Raw genomic sequence first — 18,292 nt, forward strand, 5'->3', positions numbered from 1 at the left:
CGGAGCTGTCCACACAGACGGCCGCCTACATGCGGCCCAACTTCTTCGTCAACACCCCCGACATCCTGCACGCATACCTTCAGCACGGGGGCCGGCCCGCCTTCGAGGTCCGCGCCGTCCTGGCCGCGACCCTCTCCCCGACCTGGGGCGTGTACTCCGGCTACGAACTGTGCGAGAACGTCCCCCTGCGCGAGGGCAGCGAGGAATACCTCGACTCCGAGAAGTACCAGCTGCGCCCCCGCAACTGGGAGACGGCCGAACGCGAGGGCCGCACCATCACCCCCCTCATCACCCGGCTCAACGCCGTCAGGAGGCGCCACCCGGCCCTCCGCCGACTGCGCAACCTCCGTTTCCACCACACCGACAACGACATGGTCCTCGCGTACAGCAAGACCACGGACCGGGACAGCGTCCTCGTCGTCGTCAACCTCGATCCGCACCACACCCAGGAGGCCACGGTCTCGTTGGACATGCCGCAACTCGGCCTGGAGTGGCACGCACTCATGTCCGCGCACGACGAACTGACGGGTGAGACCTATCGCTGGGGCAGGAACAACTATGTGCGCCTGGAACCGGGGCGGTCCCCGGCCCACGTGCTCCACATCCAGCGGTCGTCCACGTAGCCATCGATCGGAGGGTCACAGCGTCATGACTGTCAACCAGCCCGTCCCGGACACCTTCGAGGACACTCCTGCCAAGGACCGGGACCCGGAGTGGTTCAAGCGCGCGGTGTTCTACGAGGTCCTCGTCCGTTCCTTTCAGGACAGCAACGGCGACGGCGTCGGCGACCTCAAGGGCCTGACCGCCAAGCTGGACTACCTGCAGTGGCTGGGTGTCGACTGCCTGTGGCTGCCGCCCTTCTTCAAGTCACCCCTCCGAGACGGCGGTTACGACGTCTCGGACTACACCGCCGTCCTGCCGGAGTTCGGAGACCTCGCCGACTTCGTGGAGTTCGTCGACGCCGCCCACCAGCGCGGTATGCGGGTGATCATCGACTTCGTCATGAACCACACCAGCGACCAGCACCCGTGGTTCCAGGAGTCCCGCAAGGACCCCGACGGCCCCTACGGCGACTACTACATGTGGGCCGACGACGACAAGCAGTACCCGGACGCCCGGATCATCTTCGTCGACACCGAGGCCTCCAACTGGACCTTCGACCCGGTGCGGGGTCAGTACTTCTTCCACCGTTTCTTCTCCCACCAGCCGGACCTCAACTACGAGAACCCGGCCGTCCAGGAGGAGATCCTGGCCGCGCTCCGCTTCTGGCTGGACCTCGGCATCGACGGCTTCCGCCTCGACGCGGTCCCCTATCTGTACGCGGCCGAGGGCACCAACTGCGAGAACCTCCCGGCCACGCATGAGTTCCTGAAGCGTGTACGCCGTGAGATCGACCTCCACTACCCGGACACCGTGCTCCTGGCCGAGGCCAACCAGTGGCCCGAGGACGTCGTCGACTACTTCGGCGACTACGACTCCGGCGGCGACGAGTGCCACATGGCCTTCCATTTCCCGGTCATGCCGCGCATCTTCATGGCCGTACGACGCGAATCCCGCTACCCGGTCTCCGAGATCCTCGCCAAGACCCCCGCCATCCCCTCGAACTGCCAGTGGGGCATCTTCCTGCGCAACCACGACGAGCTGACCCTGGAGATGGTCACCGACGAGGAACGCGACTACATGTGGGCCGAGTACGCCAAGGACCCCCGCATGCGCGCCAACATCGGCATCCGCAGGCGCCTGGCCCCCCTCCTCGACAACGACCGCCACTCCATCGAGCTGTTCACCGCCCTGCTGCTCGCCCTACCGGGCTCGCCGATCCTCTACTACGGCGACGAGATCGGCATGGGCGACAACATCTGGCTCGGCGACCGGGACGCCGTCCGCACCCCCATGCAGTGGACACCGGACCGCAACGCCGGCTTCTCCACCTGCGACCCCGGACGGCTCACCCTGCCCACGATCATGGACCCGGTCTACGGCTACCAGGTCACCAACGTCGAGGCGTCGATGGCCTCCCCGTCCTCGCTGCTGCACTGGACCCGCCGCATGATCGAGATCCGTAAGCAGAACCCGGCCTTCGGCCTCGGGTCCTACACGGAGCTGCAGTCCTCCAACCCGGCGGTGCTGGCCTTCCTGCGCGAGTACGAGGACGACCTGGTGCTCTGTGTGAACAACTTCGCGCGGTTCGCGCAGCCCACCGAGCTCGACCTGCGCGAGTTCGCCGGACGCCACCCGGTCGAGCTGTTCGGCGGGGTCCGCTTCCCCGCCATCGGCGAACTGCCGTACCTGCTGACCCTCGGGGGCCACGGCTTCTACTGGTTCCGGCTCACCCGAGTCGCATCCCGCATCGGCCGACGCCCATCGGCGTGAGCTTCGAGCGTGTGCCGAGGAAAGGACGCGTCACCATGCAGAAGACCGCAACTCCCCGACCAGTCCGTACCGTCGACGCGGGCCCCATGGCCTCGCTCGCCGGACTGCTGCGCGAATGGCTGCCCCGGCAGCGCTGGTTCGCGGGCAAGGACCGGCCCGTCACGGACCTCGCCCTGGTGTCCATGACGGAGCTTTTCCCGGGCTGTCTGCATCTGCTGGTGCACGCCGGTCACGGCGGAGTGCCCACGCCCGGTGGCACTCCCCCGGCCGGTGACTGCTACCAACTGCTGCTCGGCGTACGCCGTCATCTCTCGCCCCGCCTCGGCCGGGCGCTGATCGGACGCGCCGAGGAGGGACCGCTGGCCGGTCTGACGGTCTTCGACGCGCTCCAGGACCCCCGCTCGGCCCAGCTGCTCCTGGAGCGGCTGCGCCGGCCCGGGACGGCCGGCCCGCTGCGCTTCGAGACCGCTCCGTCCCCGACGGTCCCGAGCGGGCTCGTGCCGCGGCTGATGGACGCCGAGCAGTCCAACACCTCCCTGGTGTACGGGGACGCGTTCATCCTGAAGCTCTTCCGGCGTGTGCAGCCCGGGATCAATCCGGACCTGGAGGTGCCGGAGGCGCTGGCCGAACAGGACTGCCGGCGCGTGCCGGCGCCGGTGGCCTGGTTCCGTACGACGCATCCGCAGGAGGCCACCCTCGGGGTGCTGCAGCCGTTCCTGCGGGACGCGCACGACGGCTGGGCGCTGGCGTTGCGCGCGCTCGCCACGGGCGACGACTTCACCGCGCAGGCCCGCCAGTTGGGGCAGGCCACGGCGGAGGTGCATCTCGCGCTGGCCGCGGCCTTCCCGACCGGTGCGCACGACGAGAGCGTGCGCACGGCCTCCGCGATGACCGAGCGTCTGGACGCGGCCGCCCACGCCGTGCCCGCCCTGCGCCCGTACGTGCCCGGACTGCGTGCCGCCTTCGGCACACTGGTCGCCTGCGACCCCGGGCCGCCCGCCCAGCGCATCCACGGCGATCTCCATCTGGGGCAGGTCCTGCGGGCCGGCCGGGACTGGTTCGTCATCGACTTCGAGGGGGAGCCGTCCCGTCCCCTCGCCGAACGGCGTGCCGCGCAGTCCCCGGTGCGGGACATCGCGGGCATGCTGCGGTCCTTCGACTACGCGGCGCGGCAGCGCCGTCCCTGGCGTCCCGAATGGGCGCGCCGCTGCCGGGAGGCGTTCTGCGCCGGCTACGCCGACCGGGCCGGCTGGGACCCGCGCAAGAAGCACGGCCTGCTGCGCGCCTACGAGACCGACCGGGCCGTGTACGAAGTGCTCTACGAGGCCAGACACCGTCCGGACTGGCTTCCCGTTCCCATGGCGGCGATCGAGCGTCTCGCCGTAAGAGGAGGCTGAAGCCGTGGCCCTGCGCGACACCTCACTCCCCGAGCCCTCCGGCCCGGCGCACCCCCAGGCAGCGCCGCCCCTGGACCCCGGCGACCGTGAACGCCTGCTGTCCGGCCGGCACCACGACCCGCACGCGTTGCTGGGCGCCCATCCGGTGCCCGGCGGCATCGCGGTGCGGGCGCTGCGCCCGTACGCCCGCTCGGTCACCGTCGTGATGGGTGGCAAGCGGGAGGAGCTGGTCTCCGAGGGCGACGGCCTCTTCTCCGGCGTGCTGCCGCTCGACGAGATCCCCGCCTACACGCTGGCGGTGCGCTACGACGACGAGGAGCACGAGACGGCCGACCCGTACCGTTTCCTGCCCGCGCTCGGCGAGCTGGATCTGCATCTCATCCGCGAGGGCCGGCACGAGCAGCTGTGGAAGGCGCTGGGCGCCGAGCCGATGACCCACGAGGGCGTGACCGGCACCCGGTTCACCGTGTGGGCGCCCAATGCCCAAGGGGTCCGGGTCGCCGGTGAGTTCACCTGCTGGGACGGGACCGCGCTGCCGATGCGCTCGCTGGGCGCCTCTGGCGTGTGGGAGCTGTTCGTGCCCGGCATCGGCGAGGGCGCCCGCTACAAGTTCGAGATCACCTCGCGGTACGGCAGCCGGTTCCTCAAGGCCGACCCGATGGCCCGCCGCACGGAGGCGCCGCCCGACACGGCGTCCGTGGTGACGACCGCGCACCACGAGTGGGGTGACGCGGAGTGGATGGCCCGGCGCGGCCGGACACCGGTGCACCAGGCGCCGTTCTCCGTCTATGAGGTCCATCTGCCGTCCTGGCGCGCCGGTTTGACATACCGTCAGCTCGCGGAGCAGCTGCCGGCGTACGTCAAGGACCTCGGCTTCACCCATGTCGAGCTGATGCCGGTCGCCGAGCACCCCTACGGGCCGTCCTGGGGTTACCAGGTCACCGGTTTCTACGCGCCGACGGCCCGGCTCGGCAGCCCCGACGACTTCCGGTACCTGATCGACGCCCTGCACCAGGCCGGGATCGGGGTGATCATGGACTGGGTGCCGGCGCACTTCCCCAAGGACGACTGGGCGTTGGCCCGCTTCGACGGCGACCCGCTGTACGAGCCCGGGGACGAGCGGCGTGCCGAGCATCCGGACTGGGGCACCTACGAGTTCGACCTCGGGCGCACCGAAGTGCGCAACTTCCTGGTCGCCAACGCGGTCTACTGGTGCGAGGAGTTCCACATCGACGGGCTGCGCGTCGACGCCGTCGCCTCCATGCTGTACCTGGACTACTCACGGGACTCCGGACAGTGGTCGCCCAATGTGTTCGGCGGCCGGGAGGACCTGGACGCGGTGGCGTTCCTGCAGGAGATGAACGCGACCGTGTACCGACGGGCGCCCGGTGTGGTGACCATCGCCGAGGAGTCCACCGCCTGGGACGGTGTGACCCGCCCCACCGACAGCGGCGGACTCGGGTTCGGGCTCAAGTGGAACATGGGCTGGATGCACGACTCGCTCGGCTACATCGTGCACGAGCCGGTGCACCGCAAGTACCACCACAACGAGATGACGTTCTCGATGGTGTACGCCTACAGCGAGAACTACGTGCTGCCGATCTCCCACGACGAGGTCGTCCACGGCAAGCAGGCGCTGGTGTCGAAGATGCCCGGCGACTGGTGGCAGCGGCGGGCCACCCACCGCGCGTACCTGGGCTTCATGTGGTCCCACCCGGGCAAGCAACTGCTGTTCATGGGGCAGGAGTTCGCGCAGGGCGCCGAGTGGTCCGAGACACACGGCCCGGACTGGTGGCTGCTGGATCCCGGCTACGACGCCGAGCCCGATCACCGTGGAGTGCGGGACCTGGTCCGCGACCTCAACACCGTCTACCTGGACACCCCGGCACTGTGGCAGCGCGACAGCGATCCGGGCGGCTTCCGCTGGGTGCTGGGCGACGCGGCCGAGGACAACGTCTTCGCCTTCCTGCGCTTCGCCGCCGACGGCGGTCCGCTGCTCGCCGTCTCCAACTTCTCCCCCGTCGTGCGCCACGACTACCGTCTCCACGTCGGCGACGAGGTCCCGGTCTGGCGCGAGACCCTCAACACCGACGCCGCCCGTTACGGCGGCGGCGACGTCGTCAACGCCGAGGACCTCAAGCCCGAGGACGGGAACATCACCATCACCCTGCCGCCGCTCGCCACGGTCTGGTTCACCCCGTTGCAGTGACGATCAGCGGGGTACTCGATGGCGTCGTAACGGTGACGATGTCATAGAGAGGCGGCCTGAAGGTGCGGACCGTCGGTGTGGAGGAGGAGCTCCTCCTGGTGGACCCGGAGACCGGTGAGCCGAAGGCGTCGTCCGCCGCGGTGCTCGCCCGTGCGGAGCACGACGGCGCCGTCGAGGGGGTGTTCGAGAAGGAGCTGTACGGCCAGATGCTGGAGTTCGCCACGCATCCCCAGGCCGACATGGGGGATCTGAGCGCGGAGATCGTGCGGTGCCGCAAGGAGGCCGGCCGGCACGCCGGGGAGATCGGGTGCACGGTCGCCGCGCTCGCCACCTCCCCGCTGCCGGTCAGCCCGACGGTCGGGATGGGCAGCCGCTACCAGTGGATGGCCGAGCAGTACGGCCTCGCCGCGCAGGAGCCGCTCGTGTGCGGCTGCCACGTCCATGTGGCCGTCGACTCCGACGAGGAGGGCGTCGCGGTCATCGACCGCATCCGTCCCTGGCTGTCGGTCCTGGCGGCGCTGAGTTCCAACTCCCCTTTCTGGCAGGGGCAGGACACGCGGTACGCCAGCTATCGCAGCCGGGTGTGGCAGCGCTGGCCGTCGGCCGGGCCGACCGAGGTGTTCGGGTCGGCCGAGCGCTATCACCGGCGGGTGGCGGACATGGTCGCGAGCGGGGTGATCCTCGACGAGGGGATGGTCTACTTCGACGTCAGGCTCTCCCAGCAGTACCCGACGGTGGAGCTCCGGGTCGCCGACGTCTGTCTGCACGCCGACACGGCCGTTCTGGTCGCCCTGCTCGCCCGGGGGCTCGTGGAGACCGCGGCGCGGGAGTGGCGGGCCGGACGCGAGCCGGTCGACCACAGCGTCAGCCTGCTGCGGCTGGCCGCCTGGCGGGCCGCCCGCTCCGGCCTCGAGGAGGAGCTGCTGCATCCGGCGACCATGCGCCGGATGCCCGCCGAGTCCGTGGTGGCCGGGCTGCTGGAGCATGTCGGGGAGGCCCTGGAGGAGACCGGCGACCTGGAGCGCGCCCGTACGAGCTGCGCGAGGCTGCTGGAGGGTGACACCGGCGCGGGCGTCCAGCGCCGGCTGCTGGCTCAGACCGACAGCCTGCGCGACGTCGTCACCGCCTGCGCCCGTCAGACCCAGGCGTGAGACGGACGTACTCAGAGGATCATGGCGAGGGCGAACGCGAGGAAGCCCACGGCGATCAGCACGACCACGACGAGGATCAGCGCCAGGGGCGCCTTCGCCCAGCCCTTGGGCGGATTGTGCCTCTCCAGCGGCCCCGCCTCCGGCATGCTGCTCTCCGCGGGCGGGGTCTCGCCGGGCGGCACTCCGCCGCCGGGCTCGAGACCGGTGGTGCGTTCGGGTTCCGGATCGGGATTGACGTAACTCATGCCCCCCGAGTCCCCCCGACACGGCGAGATCATCACGGCTCCGCAACTTCGCACGTTCCGGTCACCATCCGCACCCACCTGAGCTAGATTCGAGCACCGTCGACAACAGAGATCGTCGGCAGGGTCACCCTCCGTACACCTCAGGAGCAGCGCATGCGCAACGTCGCCCTCGCTCCGCCCTCCGTCGCGCCCCTGACCGGCGGGCTGGCCGACAGCATCTTCGACACGGCGGCCGCCGACCCCACGCTCGCGGTACTGGCCCGCCGCACGGACCCCGCCTCCCGCGCCTGGGAGGAGGTGACCGCCGTGGAACTGCGCGACGAGGTGGTCGACCTGGCCAAGGGCCTGGTGGCGTCCGGGATCTCCCCCGGCCACCGCGTGGCGATCATGGCGCGCACCCGCTACGAGTGGACGGTCCTCAGCTACGCCCTGTGGGCGGTGGGCGCGGAGGTCGTCCCGATCTACCCGACGTCCTCCCGCGACCAGGTGGAGTGGATGCTGCGGGACGCCGGCTGCGTGGCGGTGGTGGTGGAGGACGAGCAGGCCGTGATGACGGTCGGCTCGGTGTGCGGGGCGCTGCCGCGACTGCGGCATGTGTGGCAGCTGGACGCGGGGGCGCTTGCCGATCTGGTGAAGCGGGGCGCGCTCATCCCGCTGGCGACCGTCGACTCGCTGCGCCGTATCGTCCTGCCCGACTCCACCGCGGCCGTCACCTACACCTCCGGCACGACAGGTCACCCCCTGGGCTGCGCGCTGAGCCACCGCAATCTGGCCAGCGCCTGCGACACCCTGCTCGCCGGCTGGGGCCACACGGTGGTGCCGCCCGGCGAGCGTCAGGGGTCGGTGCTGGCCTTCCTGCCCTTCTCCCATGTCTACGGGCTGCTGGTGCAGACGCTGTGCGTGCGCGGCGGCTTGGTGATGGGGCACGAGCCCGATCTGAGCGAGGAGGCGCTGTCGGCGGGCCTGCGGTCCTTCCGACCCACCTACCTCTGCGCCGTGCCCTCCCTGTTCGAGAGGATCTACAAGAACTTCCTGCACGCCTCCCAGGAGGCGGGCCGCGGCGCGCTGTTCGAGCGGGCCGCGGACACGGCACGGGACTTCGCGGCCGCGCTGGAACGGCAGCGGCTGGGCGGCGGTTCCGGCCCCGGCTTCGACCTGCGGCTGCAACACGCCCTGTTCGAGCGGACGGTGTACCGCAAGCTGCGCGCCGCGCTGGGCGGCAGAGTGATCCGCGCGACCTCGGGCGGCTCCCCCCTCAGCCGTGAACTGTCGCTGTTCTACGAGGGAATCGGCATCTACGTCAACGACGGGTACGGCCTGACGGAGGCCGCCGGCGGCATCACCGCGCAGCCTCTGGGCCGGGAGATGTCCGGGACCGTCGGGCAGGCGCTGCCGGGCACGGACATCGCCGTGGCCGAGGACGGGGAGATCCTGGTGCGCGGGCCGTCGGTGTTCCAGGGCTACATCAACGACGAGACCGCGACCCGGGCCGCGCTGCGCGGCGGCTGGCTGGCCACCGGGGACATCGGGCACCTGGACTCCGACGGGTATCTGACGATCACCGGCCGCAAGAAGGACATCATCGTCACCAGCAGCGGCAAGAGCGTCGCCCCGGCCGCCCTGGAGCAGCGGCTGCGGATGCACCCGCTGATCCATCAGGCGGTCGTCGTCGGCGACAACCGTCCCTGTGTGGGCGCGCTGATCACGCTGGACCCGCTGTTCCTGGCGTACTGGCGCCGCTCCCTGGCGCTGCAGAGCACCACGCCCAGCCGGGAGGCCCGGGAGGAGAACGCGCTGCGGGAGGAGATCGGGCGTGCGGTGGCCGCGGCCAACAGCTCCGTCTCGCGTCCGGAGTCGATCCGGGTCTTCCGGGTGCTGCCCGAGCCGTTCGACGTGACGAACGGAATGCTGACCCCGTCCATGAAGCTGCGGCGGGACGCGATCGTCAAGCACTACGCTTTCGAGATCGACGCGATGTACCAGGCACGCGCGCGCCCGGCCCGGCAGAACATGCCCGACGAGTTGTCCAGCTGGGACGAGGCGGACAATGTGTTCCGATGAGCTCTGCTCGGGAACCTGGGACGGGTAGGACATCCGAGCAAGGACGACAGCCCCGCGGCATCGGGCGGGAAGGCGAGATGGCAACCGAGCGGCGTTGGGAAAGAGGACTTCCTTCGGGTCACCTCCCGGAGCGGGCCACGCGTTTCCCCGGCGATGTCCACAATGTGACGGACGCGCGTCTGGACGCGGAGCGGTTCCTGGAGGATCTTAGCGAGGTGAGGGCGCCGGCGGCACCCGAGCACTGGGACGACATCCTGTTGGTGGTCACGGAACTCGCCGCGAACGCGATCCAGTACGCGCCGGGACCCTTCGAACTCCGGCTGCGGCAGACCTTCGACGGCGTGCACGTGGTCATGCATGACACGAGCACCACTCCGCCCGCCCCCCGTCCGTTCCGTCCCGACGGAGGTGGCGGCGGGGTCGGCTGGCATCTGATCCACACGCTGTGCGACCAGGTCAGTGTCACCACGACCGACAGCGGCAAGGACATCCACGTCTTCCTGCCCTGGTGAGCGGGGCCGGGAAGCGGTCCTTCAGGCCGGCTGCCCGGCTTCCGGAGCGCTGCGCTGCGCGGCCCGCAGCGGGACCAGCACACTGATGGTCTTTCCGCCCCCGGGACGGCGTGCGACGGTGACCTCGCGGGCCAGGCGCACGACCAGCGGCCAGCCGTAGCCGCTGCCCCGGTGCCCCACCGGCAGCGCGCCGGACCCGTGCATGACCTCGGGCACCACGTCGCTGTTGTCGTGGACGGCGAGCCGGAGTCCGTCCGGCGTGGGGGCGAGTTCCAGTCCCGCCAGTCCCCCGCCGTGCCGGATCGCGTTGGTGACGAGTTCCGACACGACGAGCAGCAGATCGATGACGTCCTCTTCGCAGGCCGTGCGGTCCGCCGTGTCCCACTGTTCGCGCACCACCGAACGCGCGTGGTCACGCGCCGTCGCCGCCGTCGTGATCGGCGGCCTCACCGCCGCGTCAGCCTCGTGGTCCCCGTCACCCCGAACAGCCCTTCAACGCTTCTGCGGCCACACTCACGCTGTCTCTTCCTTCCGGACGGGGCCGGGATCACGGCCGTGTGTTTCCCAGCAGTTACCCGGCTGCTCCGTCCGCATTCCGCACAGCGGGAGCGACGCCCGTCACGTCAGGGGCGGCGCCAGATACGTCTGCCAGCCTCCCTCGGGCCACAGTTCGGCGGCGTGGACGAGGAGCCTGCGCGGCTGCGGGCCCAGGCCGGAGACCTTCAGCAGCCCGCCGTTGCGGGCGACGGACCGGTCCGCGACATGAACGATGTACAGCAGGGACGAGTCGGCGAACGCGACGCCGGTGAGGTCGAGGGTGAGCCACCGTACCGATACGGGAAGTCCTGCCACCGCGCTTTCGACGGCGGGACGGCTGCGGTCGTCGAGGTCGGTGTCCACGGTGAGCGTGGCGGTTCGGCCGCCGGGGCCCAGTGAGATGTGCGCGCCCATGCTTCGTGTCCCCCTTCCCTGGGGGTTGGTGGCCGGGTGACGGCCTGCGGGCTCCCCCACCGTGTCACGAACCGCCGGGCACGTCGAACCGCTCTTGGAAAGTCCGGACGCATGCCGGGCGGGATCAGGGGTAACTGCGGATGCGGCTGTCCGCTCGCGTGCGTGGGAACCGATCACGCGGGTAACCGGCCTGGCCGTAGCACTCGTTGTTGTCGGAGGTAGACGTGTCCATTGCCCACAACCCCCTGTCCGTCGAGGTCAGCCTGCCCGGTGAGGACGTGGCGCTGGTCACGGTGAAGGGCTACCTGGACGTCGACACGGCGACGGAGTTCCAGCACCATCTGGCCAACCAGCTGCATAACGGCCGTAGGCACTTCCTGCTGGATCTCACGGCTGTGCCGTTCATGGACTCCTCCGGCATGAACATCATCCTGCGCGTCTACCAGGAGGCCAGGGAGCTGCCGGGGAGTGTGCACATCATCTCTCCCACGCCCGCCGTGCGCCGGATTCTCGACCTGACCGGAGTGAGCATCACGGTGCCCGTCTCGGAGAGCGTCGAGGAGGCGTTGGCCCGCGTCGACCAGGCACGGGAGCAGTGACGGTTGCCGTTTGACAATTGTGCGGTCCGGACAACAGAGTGAGCGCGCCAGTGCGGAAGGGATCAGGAATGGGCCGGTGTCAGGCGGTACGCGCCGCGGAGGATTCGTCCTCGTGGATCGCCGCCGCCGCGGCCGCGCAGAAGGCCTCCAGGCTGTCGAGCAGTGAGATCCGCCGGTCGGCCGGCATCCGGTCGAGCACGGACTGCAGGGTCGTCTCCCGGCGCAGCCGCAGGTCCGTCAGAAAGGCCCTGCCGTGTCGGCTCAGATGAAGCTGCAGCTCCCGCCGGTTGGTGAGCGGGGTCCTGCGCTCCACGAACCCCACGGCCTGCAGCCGGTCGCACAGGCGGCTGGTCGAGGGGGGCGTGGAGCCCAGCGCGTCCGCGAGCGTGCGCAGGTTGATGCCCTCGTTGTGCTCCAGGATGAACAGGACACGCAACTGCGAGGCGGAGACCGGTGCCGTCGAGGCCCGGCCCCACAGCACCTCCAGCAGTTCGGCCGCCCGGGCGGTGACACGCGCGGTCTCCTGGGGTCGCGGGCGCGGATGCGGGGTCGTCACCCTGACACTGTCGCAGCCTTCCCGACCCCTGTCAGCTCGCCTCCGGGGCACGCGGCGCTCGGCGCCAGCAGCGGACGGCGGCGTCCGCGGGCCGCGTCCCCGACGGCGCTCCCCCGCACGAAACGGTGTGACGAAAAGCATGAACAGACTCATGGCCGCCGAGCACGCCCTGCGCTCGGCGGCTCCGCACCGGCTGGCGACGACCGTCCGCGAGGTGCTCTGCGGCCTGTACGAGGCGGAGTACGCCGAGTTCCGCATGGCCGACTACGGGCTGACGGTGTTGCGGCCCGTGTCCCCGCTGACCGGGCCGCCGGAGGCGGTGCCCCTGCACGGCGGTGCGGCCGGGCGTGCCTTCGGCGCGCAGCAGCCGATCGAGGAGGACGACGCCGGACGGGTCCGCGTCCATCTGCCGGTCACCGTGCGCGGCGACCGGCTGGGAGTGCTGTCCGTCACCCTGCCGCCCGCGGTGCGGGCGCGCACCGATCCGGGCGAACTGGCGGAGCTGGCCCGGACCTTGGGGCACGAGGTGGTCGTAGCCGAGCGTCACACGGACGTGTACGCGCAGGCACGGCGCACCGACCGGCTCACGCTGGCCGCGGAGATGCAGTGGCAGTTGCTGCCGGCCCGCTCCAGCGCCCGTGCCGAGTATGCCCTCGGCGCCCAACTGGAGCCCGCCTACGCGGTCTTCGGCGACAACTTCGACTGGTCGGAGTCGCCCGACCGGCTGCTGCTGTACATCACCAACGGCATGGGCGATGGCATCGACGCCTCCCTGCTCACCAGCCTCGGCGTCAACGCGCTGCGCAACGCCCGGCGCGCGGGTATCCCGATCTGCGACCAGGCCGCCCTGGCCGACCAGGCGATCTACGCCCAGTACGGGGGAGCGGTCCATCTGTCCGTGCTGCTGGTGGACCTGGAACTGGCCACCGGGCGGCTGCAGGTGGTCGACGCGGGCTCGCCGAGAATGCTGCGGTTGCGCGAGGGGACGGTGTCGTTGGTCGACCTGGAGGCGCAGCTGCCGCTGGGCATGTTCGAGGAGACCGACTACACGGCCCAGGAGTTGCTGCTGCGGCCCGGCGACCGGCTGCTGTTCGTCAGCGACGGCGTCCACACAGTGGCCGGGCCGGACGGCGAGAGCTACGGGGAGCGGGCGCTGGCTCGGGCGGTCACGGCGACGCGGCTGCTGCCGGCCGCCGATGTGCCGGCCGCGGTCCTGCGGGAACTGGGCGCCCACCGCGGCGGATCCGAACCGGACGACGACGCGCTGGTGGCGTGCGTCGACTGGTTCGGCAAGCAGCCCGCCGACTAGCGGACGGCCCCGGGGCCATCGGATATCGAACGGTGCGGCCACGGTCGCACGCGTGTCGTGCCGGTACGGACCTGCGGACCACCCGACGGGATCACCTGGCGGGGGCGAGGGCCGGGGTGGCCTCGCACCATGACTACAGTTGTCGCCCGGCAAGAGTCGCGGTTTCCGTACCCGGCCGGCGGCGGGTACGGCCGACGCGACGCCGACGACGCGGATGAGGAGTGAGCAGGTGCCGGAGCACGAAACGGCAGAACAGCACGGATCGCCGATACGGGAGGTCGGCGGGTTCCTGCGCCGCCGCCGCGAGCAGATCGCCCAGCGCTGGGCCGACGAGGCCCTCTTCCGGGCCGTCTTCACCGTCTCCCGGGACGAGGCCGTGGAGGCGGCCCGCACCGTGATCGACGCGCTGGCCCAGGTGGCCGACGCGGAGCGGGCGCACGACACCGACGCCGCGGGGTTCACCGTGGTGCGCGAGCAGCTGGCCCGGATGAGCGCCTCCCGCTCCCGCGCCGGTTTCTCCACGGCACAGGTGTCGAACGAGGTGGACGCCCTGCGCCCGCCGACGGTGAACCTGCTGATCGCCGATCTCCCGGACGCGTCGCCCGACGAGGTCCTCGAGCGCGCGACCGCCCTCACGGTGCTCATGGGCACCCTGCGGCTGGTCGTCCTCGACACGGCGCTGAACGAGAACCAGGCGCTCATCGAGCGGCAGCAACTGCAACTGCTGGAGGTGGCCACCCCGGTCATCAAACTGTGGGACGGCATCGTCGCCGTACCCCTGATCGGCACCCTCGACAGTGCGCGCAGCCAGGTCGTGATGGAGACGCTGCTGCAGGCCATCGTCGAACAGCACGCCCGTTTCGCGATTCTCGACATCACCGGTGTGCCCACGGTCGACTCGCTGGTGGCGCAGCATCTGATGAAGACCGTCGCGGCCGCCCGCCTGATGGGCGCCGAGTGCGTCGTCTCCGGCATCCGCCCGGCCATCGCGCAGACCATCGTCCATCTCGGCCTGGACCTGGGCACGGTGCTCACCCGGGCCAGCCTCGCCGACGCGCTGGCGTACGCCCTGCACGAACTGGGCTCCGGGATCATCGCCCCGACGAACGGCGGGGCGGTCCGCGGTGACCGATGACTTCTACCGCGTCCCCCCGCCCCATGTGCCGGTGCTCCGCCTCGGTGACGTCCTGCTGGTCACCCTGCAGGGCGACCTGCACGACAGCACGGCGCAGCAGTTGCAGGAAGAGATCGGCGAGACCGTCGCGAGCAGCGGGGTGACCGGGGTCGTCATCGACATCTCCGGGGTCGAGATCGTCGACTCCTTCCTGGCCCGGACGCTGGCGGAGATCGCGGCGAACTCCTCGCTGCTGGCCGCCCGGACCGTGGTCGCCGGCATGCGGCCCGCGGTCGCGATCACACTGGTGGAGCTCGGGCTGACGCTGCCCGGACTGCGGACCGCCCTCAACACCGAGGCGGCCATGGACCTGCTCGCCGCCGACACGCACCGGCCCGGCGGGCCACGGGAGCATCGGTGATGCCGATGTCCGCAGGCGTGGACGCCTGCCTGCCGATCCGCTCCGACATGGACCTGGCGTGGGTACGGCAGCACGTACGACAGTCCGCCGCCCGACTCGGGTTCGGGCTGGTGGAACAGACGAAACTGGTGACCGCCGCGAGCGAACTGGCCCGCAACACCCTGGTGCACGGCGGGGGCGGCCGCATGGAGTCGGCCCGGGTGACCCGCGGCCGGGCCGTCGGGCTGCGGCTGACCTTCGCCGACGAGGGCGCCGGCATCGCCGACCTGGAGCAGGCGCTGCGCGACGGCTACACCTCCGGCGACGGCCTGGGCCTGGGGCTGGGCGGCGCGCGCCGGCTGGTCCACGAGTTCTCCCTGGAGAGCACCCCCGGCGTGGGCACGACGGTCACGGTGATCTCCTGGGCGTCGACGCCGCCGCCCCCGCGCGAGGAACCGTGATGCCGCGCGTGTGGGACGTCCCGGTGCACGACTCGACCCGGGTGCGCGACGCCCGGGTCGCCGCCGAGCGTGCCGCCGCCCTCGCGGGGCTGGACGCCAAGCGCGCGGCGGCCCTGTCGCTGGTGGCGACCGAGCTGGCCACGAACCTGGTCAAGCACGCCGGGGGAGGACAGCTGCTGGTCGAGCTCGTGCCGCCCGCCCTGCCCGCCGACGCCGCCGTCCCCGCGCGGCTCGTGCAGATCGCGGCGATCGACCACGGTCCCGGTATCGCCGACGTCACCGCCGCCCTGAGCGACGGTTTCTCCACCGCGCGCTCCCTGGGCGCGGGCCTGGGCACGTGCCGGCGGGTCGCGGACGACTTCGCCCTGCACAGCGTCCCCGGGCGGGGCACGGTGGCGCTCGCCCGGATCGGCGCCGCCCCGGGGACCGAACGGGCCGGGGCCCCCGCCGCGGTGCGGGCCGGCGGCATCAACGTGCCCTTCGCCAGGGCCGAGTACTCCGGTGACGCCTGGACCTGGGTGCGCGCCGGGGACCGGGCCACCCTGATGCTGGCCGACGGACTGGGACACGGGCCGGAGGCGGCGCGGGCCTCGTCCGCGGCCGTCGAGGAGCTGCACCACTCGGCGCACCTCTCCCCCGCGGACTGTCTCGGGCGTCTCGACAGCGCGCTGCGCGGCACCCGCGGGGCGGCCGTCGCCGTCGCCCAGGTCGACACCGCGGCGGGCCTGCTCCGCTTCGCCGGCGTCGGCAACATCGGGGCCAGGCTGCGTACCGGGGACACCTGGCGCTCCCTGCTGTCGCGGCCCGGCATCATCGGCGTGCACCGGCCCAGGACGCTGCACGAGGACCGGATGCCGTGGGCGGCCGACGGGACACTGATCCTGCACAGCGACGGCCTGCCGAGCCGCTGGACGCCACCGGCCGAAGCGGCCATGCTGACGGCGGATCCGGCCGTCGTCGCGGCGGGGGTGATCCGCGACGCGGGCAGCGCCGCCCGCCCGGCCCGCGACGACACCGCCGTGGCCGTACTGGCCCCGACCCTGCCGGAGCGCCCATGAAGCGAACATGGCAGATCAGCACCGTCGGCGACGCGGCGCGCGCCCGTATCGCCGCCGCGCGTCTCGCCGCCGCGCACGGGGTGACGGCGCTGGACCGGACCCGGCTGGCCACCGCCCTCAGCACCCATCTGCGCCAGTGCCTGACCAAGGGCGGCTCCTGGCGGCTCACCCTCGAGGTCACCCCGGCCCCGGCCCCGGCAGCGCAGAGCGTCCTGCACGCGGTCGTCACCCCCCTGGAAACCGCGGAGTCCACCGCGCACACCCCGTGGCGCACCTCCCTCCTCTGCCCCGAGGCACCGGCCTCGGCGGACGCCTCCATGCCGGCCGACACCCCCTCGGTACTGGCCGAGTCCCTGCTCGGCGCCGACGAGGACGCCGCCCTGGTCCTGGACAAGCTCGCCGAGCAGGAGGAGCTGGTCGCCTTCCTCCGGGACGAGCTGCACCAGACCAACCAGGGCGTGCTCGCCCTGCACGCGGAGCTCGACGCGGCGGGGCGTGCCCAGCGCGAGGCCTTCGCCGCCGAGCGCAGCGCCCGCCAGGAGGCGGAGAGCGCCCGCCGCCGGCTGACGTTCCTCGCCGACGCCAGTGCCGTCCTGACCTCCTCGCTCAACCACCACGAGATCGTGCGCCTGCTGCCCGAACTGCTCGTGCCGGAGTACGCCCGCAGCGTCGACGTCTGGCTGTTCGACGGCGACGACGACCGGCGCCCGCCCGCACCGCACCCGGCCGCCGCCGTGCTCGCCGCGCGCACCGGCCGTCCCCAGTACGCCGCCGGCCGCCCCGGCGAGCTGCCCGGGGTCGACGACCGTCCGCCGTCGGCGCTCGATCCCGAACACCCCCTGCTGTGCCTGCCGTTGCCCACCCGCCGGGCCCCGCTGGGCGTCATCACCCTCGCCCCGCCCGGGGACCGCTGGGACCCGGACGACGCCGTCATGCTCATCGAGTTCGCACGGCGCGCCAGCATCGCCATCGACAACGCCCGGCGCTTCGAGCACAACCGCGACATCGCCGAGACGCTGCAGCGGGCCCTGCTCACGGACCTGCCCAGCGCGGCGGGCCTGCGGCTTGCCGCCCGCTATCTGCCGGCCACGCACGGCCTGAACATCGGCGGTGACTGGTACGACGCCTTCCCGCAGCCCGACGGCGGACTGATCGCCGTCGTCGGCGACGTGACCGGGCACGGGCTGCACGCGGCGGTGATGATGAGCCAGCTGCGCACCGCGCTGCGCGCCTACGCCGTGGACGGCGCGGGCCCGGGCACCCTGCTGACCCGGCTGCACACCTTCCTGCACCATCTGCAGCCCGACCTGTACGCCACCGCCGTCATCGCCCGTCTCCACCCCGACGAGCCCACCCTGACCTGGGCCGCAGCCGGTCATCCGCCGCCGGTCCTGCGCACCCCCGACGGCCGGGTGCACACGCTGGACGCCAAGCCCGGCGCGATGCTGGGCATCCCGCTCAGCCAGGAGATCCCGGACCACACGGTGCCCCTGCCGCCCGGCTCGACACTGGCCCTCTACACCGACGGTCTGGTCGAACGCCGTGCCCAGGGCATAGATCCGGGCATCGCCCGCCTCGCGACCGCCCTGGGCGGCTTCGAGGCGGCCGAGCTGGAAGGGAACCTGGAGGGCTCGGCCGACCTCATCCTGGAGCCGCTGCTGAGCGACTCCGAGCGCGACGACGACGTCTGCCTGCTGCTGTGCCACCTCGCGGAGCAGCGCGGCTAGCCGTTTCCTTGCCTTCTTTGCGGTGCGTTTCCGCAGCCGGGCGGGCATGGTTGTGCTCGACGCGTTCGTCTGCCCGCCGTGCCCCCGCTGGCGGAACGGCTGGGCAAGCGGTGGGATCGATGTGGTGCGAGCGGAGATCCAGGGCAGGCGAAGGGCGTCGGTTGCAGAC

At 71.7% G+C, this 18,292-nt stretch carries 18 protein-coding genes; 14 read left to right on the forward strand and 4 right to left on the reverse strand.

The annotated features are described in order from the left end of the window. From GRC12_RS02470 to GRC12_RS02490, 5 genes are all read left to right on the forward strand, one after another. A partial coding sequence (locus GRC12_RS02470; RefSeq protein WP_208776953.1) for an alpha-glucosidase C-terminal domain-containing protein occupies positions 1-623 on the forward strand: 623 nt, incomplete at its 5' end. Between the two features lie 25 nt (positions 624-648). Continuing rightward, entirely contained in the window at positions 649-2,373 is a 1,725-nt protein-coding gene (gene treS / locus GRC12_RS02475) for a maltose alpha-D-glucosyltransferase (RefSeq protein ID WP_133048749.1), read from the forward strand. Positions 2,374-2,408: 35 nt separating this feature from the next. Then, positions 2,409-3,770, forward strand: coding sequence for a maltokinase N-terminal cap-like domain-containing protein (locus GRC12_RS02480; RefSeq protein WP_208776954.1), 1,362 nt, complete (start codon positions 2,409-2,411; stop codon positions 3,768-3,770). A 4-nt stretch (positions 3,771-3,774) separates the two neighbouring features. Next, a complete protein-coding gene (gene glgB, locus GRC12_RS02485) occupies positions 3,775-5,979 on the forward strand; it encodes a 1,4-alpha-glucan branching enzyme (protein WP_208776955.1) in 2,205 nt (734 codons plus the stop codon). A gap of 62 nt (positions 5,980-6,041) precedes the next feature. Next, entirely contained in the window at positions 6,042-7,130 is a 1,089-nt protein-coding gene (locus GRC12_RS02490; RefSeq protein WP_208776956.1) for a glutamate--cysteine ligase 2, read from the forward strand. An 11-nt stretch (positions 7,131-7,141) separates the two neighbouring features. Here the strand turns inward: GRC12_RS02490 and GRC12_RS02495 are convergent, their stop codons facing one another. Further along, positions 7,142-7,375, reverse strand: coding sequence for a DUF6480 family protein (locus GRC12_RS02495; protein WP_208776957.1), 234 nt, complete (start codon positions 7,373-7,375; stop codon positions 7,142-7,144). A gap of 153 nt (positions 7,376-7,528) precedes the next feature. On the opposite strand from GRC12_RS02495, the gene GRC12_RS02500 reads away from it, so the two are divergent. Beyond that, on the forward strand, positions 7,529-9,436 hold the full coding sequence (locus GRC12_RS02500) for an AMP-dependent synthetase/ligase (RefSeq protein ID WP_208776958.1): 1,908 nt from the start codon (positions 7,529-7,531) through the stop codon (positions 9,434-9,436). A 77-nt stretch (positions 9,437-9,513) separates the two neighbouring features. Beyond that, positions 9,514-9,948, forward strand: a complete 435-nt coding sequence (locus GRC12_RS02505; RefSeq protein ID WP_208776959.1) for an ATP-binding protein — start codon at positions 9,514-9,516, stop codon at positions 9,946-9,948. Between the two features lie 21 nt (positions 9,949-9,969). Here the strand turns inward: GRC12_RS02505 and GRC12_RS02510 are convergent, their stop codons facing one another. After that, positions 9,970-10,398 (reverse strand): ATP-binding protein, encoded by a 429-nt coding sequence (locus GRC12_RS02510; protein WP_208776960.1) that lies wholly within the window; start codon positions 10,396-10,398, stop codon positions 9,970-9,972. Positions 10,399-10,566: 168 nt separating this feature from the next. Continuing rightward, on the reverse strand, positions 10,567-10,899 hold the full coding sequence (locus GRC12_RS02515; protein WP_208776961.1) for an STAS domain-containing protein: 333 nt from the start codon (positions 10,897-10,899) through the stop codon (positions 10,567-10,569). Between the two features lie 224 nt (positions 10,900-11,123). Between GRC12_RS02515 and GRC12_RS02520 the strand changes: the two genes are divergently transcribed. After that, complete coding sequence (locus GRC12_RS02520) at positions 11,124-11,498, forward strand: anti-sigma factor antagonist (protein WP_208776962.1); 375 nt, start codon at positions 11,124-11,126, stop codon at positions 11,496-11,498. Positions 11,499-11,577: 79 nt separating this feature from the next. Here the strand turns inward: GRC12_RS02520 and GRC12_RS02525 are convergent, their stop codons facing one another. After that, entirely contained in the window at positions 11,578-12,054 is a 477-nt protein-coding gene (locus GRC12_RS02525) for a MarR family winged helix-turn-helix transcriptional regulator (protein ID WP_308286457.1), read from the reverse strand. Between the two features lie 139 nt (positions 12,055-12,193). On the opposite strand from GRC12_RS02525, the gene GRC12_RS02530 reads away from it, so the two are divergent. The 6 genes from GRC12_RS02530 (at position 12,194) to GRC12_RS02555 (ending at position 18,123) form a co-directional block, all read left to right on the forward strand. Beyond that, positions 12,194-13,363: a PP2C family protein-serine/threonine phosphatase gene (locus tag GRC12_RS02530; protein WP_208776964.1), complete on the forward strand. Its 1,170-nt coding sequence runs from the start codon at positions 12,194-12,196 to the stop codon at positions 13,361-13,363. 229 nt (positions 13,364-13,592) lie between these two features. Continuing rightward, the gene (locus tag GRC12_RS02535; RefSeq protein ID WP_208776965.1) at positions 13,593-14,498 is read left to right on the forward strand and encodes an STAS domain-containing protein; all 906 of its coding nucleotides are present in this window, start codon (positions 13,593-13,595) and stop codon (positions 14,496-14,498) included. Beyond that, the gene (locus GRC12_RS02540) at positions 14,488-14,898 is read left to right on the forward strand and encodes an STAS domain-containing protein (protein ID WP_208776966.1); all 411 of its coding nucleotides are present in this window, start codon (positions 14,488-14,490) and stop codon (positions 14,896-14,898) included. The genes GRC12_RS02535 and GRC12_RS02540 overlap by 11 nt, the downstream gene beginning before the upstream one ends. After that, positions 14,898-15,338 (forward strand): anti-sigma regulatory factor, encoded by a 441-nt coding sequence (locus GRC12_RS02545; protein ID WP_208776967.1) that lies wholly within the window; start codon positions 14,898-14,900, stop codon positions 15,336-15,338. Before GRC12_RS02540 ends, GRC12_RS02545 begins: the two co-directional genes overlap by 1 nt. After that, positions 15,338-16,396: an ATP-binding SpoIIE family protein phosphatase gene (locus tag GRC12_RS02550; RefSeq protein WP_208776968.1), complete on the forward strand. Its 1,059-nt coding sequence runs from the start codon at positions 15,338-15,340 to the stop codon at positions 16,394-16,396. The genes GRC12_RS02545 and GRC12_RS02550 overlap by 1 nt, the downstream gene beginning before the upstream one ends. Next, positions 16,393-18,123, forward strand: coding sequence for a PP2C family protein-serine/threonine phosphatase (locus GRC12_RS02555; protein ID WP_208776969.1), 1,731 nt, complete (start codon positions 16,393-16,395; stop codon positions 18,121-18,123). Before GRC12_RS02550 ends, GRC12_RS02555 begins: the two co-directional genes overlap by 4 nt. Positions 18,124-18,292: the final 169 nt, after the last annotated feature.

The sequence above is a fragment of the Streptomyces griseorubiginosus genome (assembly GCF_017614965.1).
Classification (GTDB): Bacteria; Actinomycetota; Actinomycetes; order Streptomycetales; family Streptomycetaceae; genus Streptomyces; species Streptomyces griseorubiginosus_B.

Excerpts from the sequence above, each read along its gene's own strand:
- GRC12_RS02545 (WP_208776967.1), top strand. The coding sequence starts at position 14,898 with ATGCCGATGTCCGCAGGCGTGGACGCCTGCCTGCCGATCCGCTCCGAC.
- GRC12_RS02555 (WP_208776969.1), top strand. The coding sequence starts at position 16,393 with ATGAAGCGAACATGGCAGATCAGCACCGTCGGCGACGCGGCGCGCGCC.
- treS (WP_133048749.1), top strand. The coding sequence starts at position 649 with ATGACTGTCAACCAGCCCGTCCCGGACACCTTCGAGGACACTCCTGCC.
- GRC12_RS02480 (WP_208776954.1), top strand. The coding sequence starts at position 2,409 with ATGCAGAAGACCGCAACTCCCCGACCAGTCCGTACCGTCGACGCGGGC.
- GRC12_RS02530 (WP_208776964.1), top strand. The coding sequence starts at position 12,194 with ATGAACAGACTCATGGCCGCCGAGCACGCCCTGCGCTCGGCGGCTCCG.
- GRC12_RS02505 (WP_208776959.1), top strand. The coding sequence starts at position 9,514 with ATGGCAACCGAGCGGCGTTGGGAAAGAGGACTTCCTTCGGGTCACCTC.
- GRC12_RS02550 (WP_208776968.1), top strand. The coding sequence starts at position 15,338 with ATGCCGCGCGTGTGGGACGTCCCGGTGCACGACTCGACCCGGGTGCGC.
- GRC12_RS02500 (WP_208776958.1), top strand. The coding sequence starts at position 7,529 with ATGCGCAACGTCGCCCTCGCTCCGCCCTCCGTCGCGCCCCTGACCGGC.
- GRC12_RS02495 (WP_208776957.1), bottom strand. The coding sequence starts at position 7,375 with ATGAGTTACGTCAATCCCGATCCGGAACCCGAACGCACCACCGGTCTC.
- GRC12_RS02515 (WP_208776961.1), bottom strand. The coding sequence starts at position 10,899 with ATGGGCGCGCACATCTCACTGGGCCCCGGCGGCCGAACCGCCACGCTC.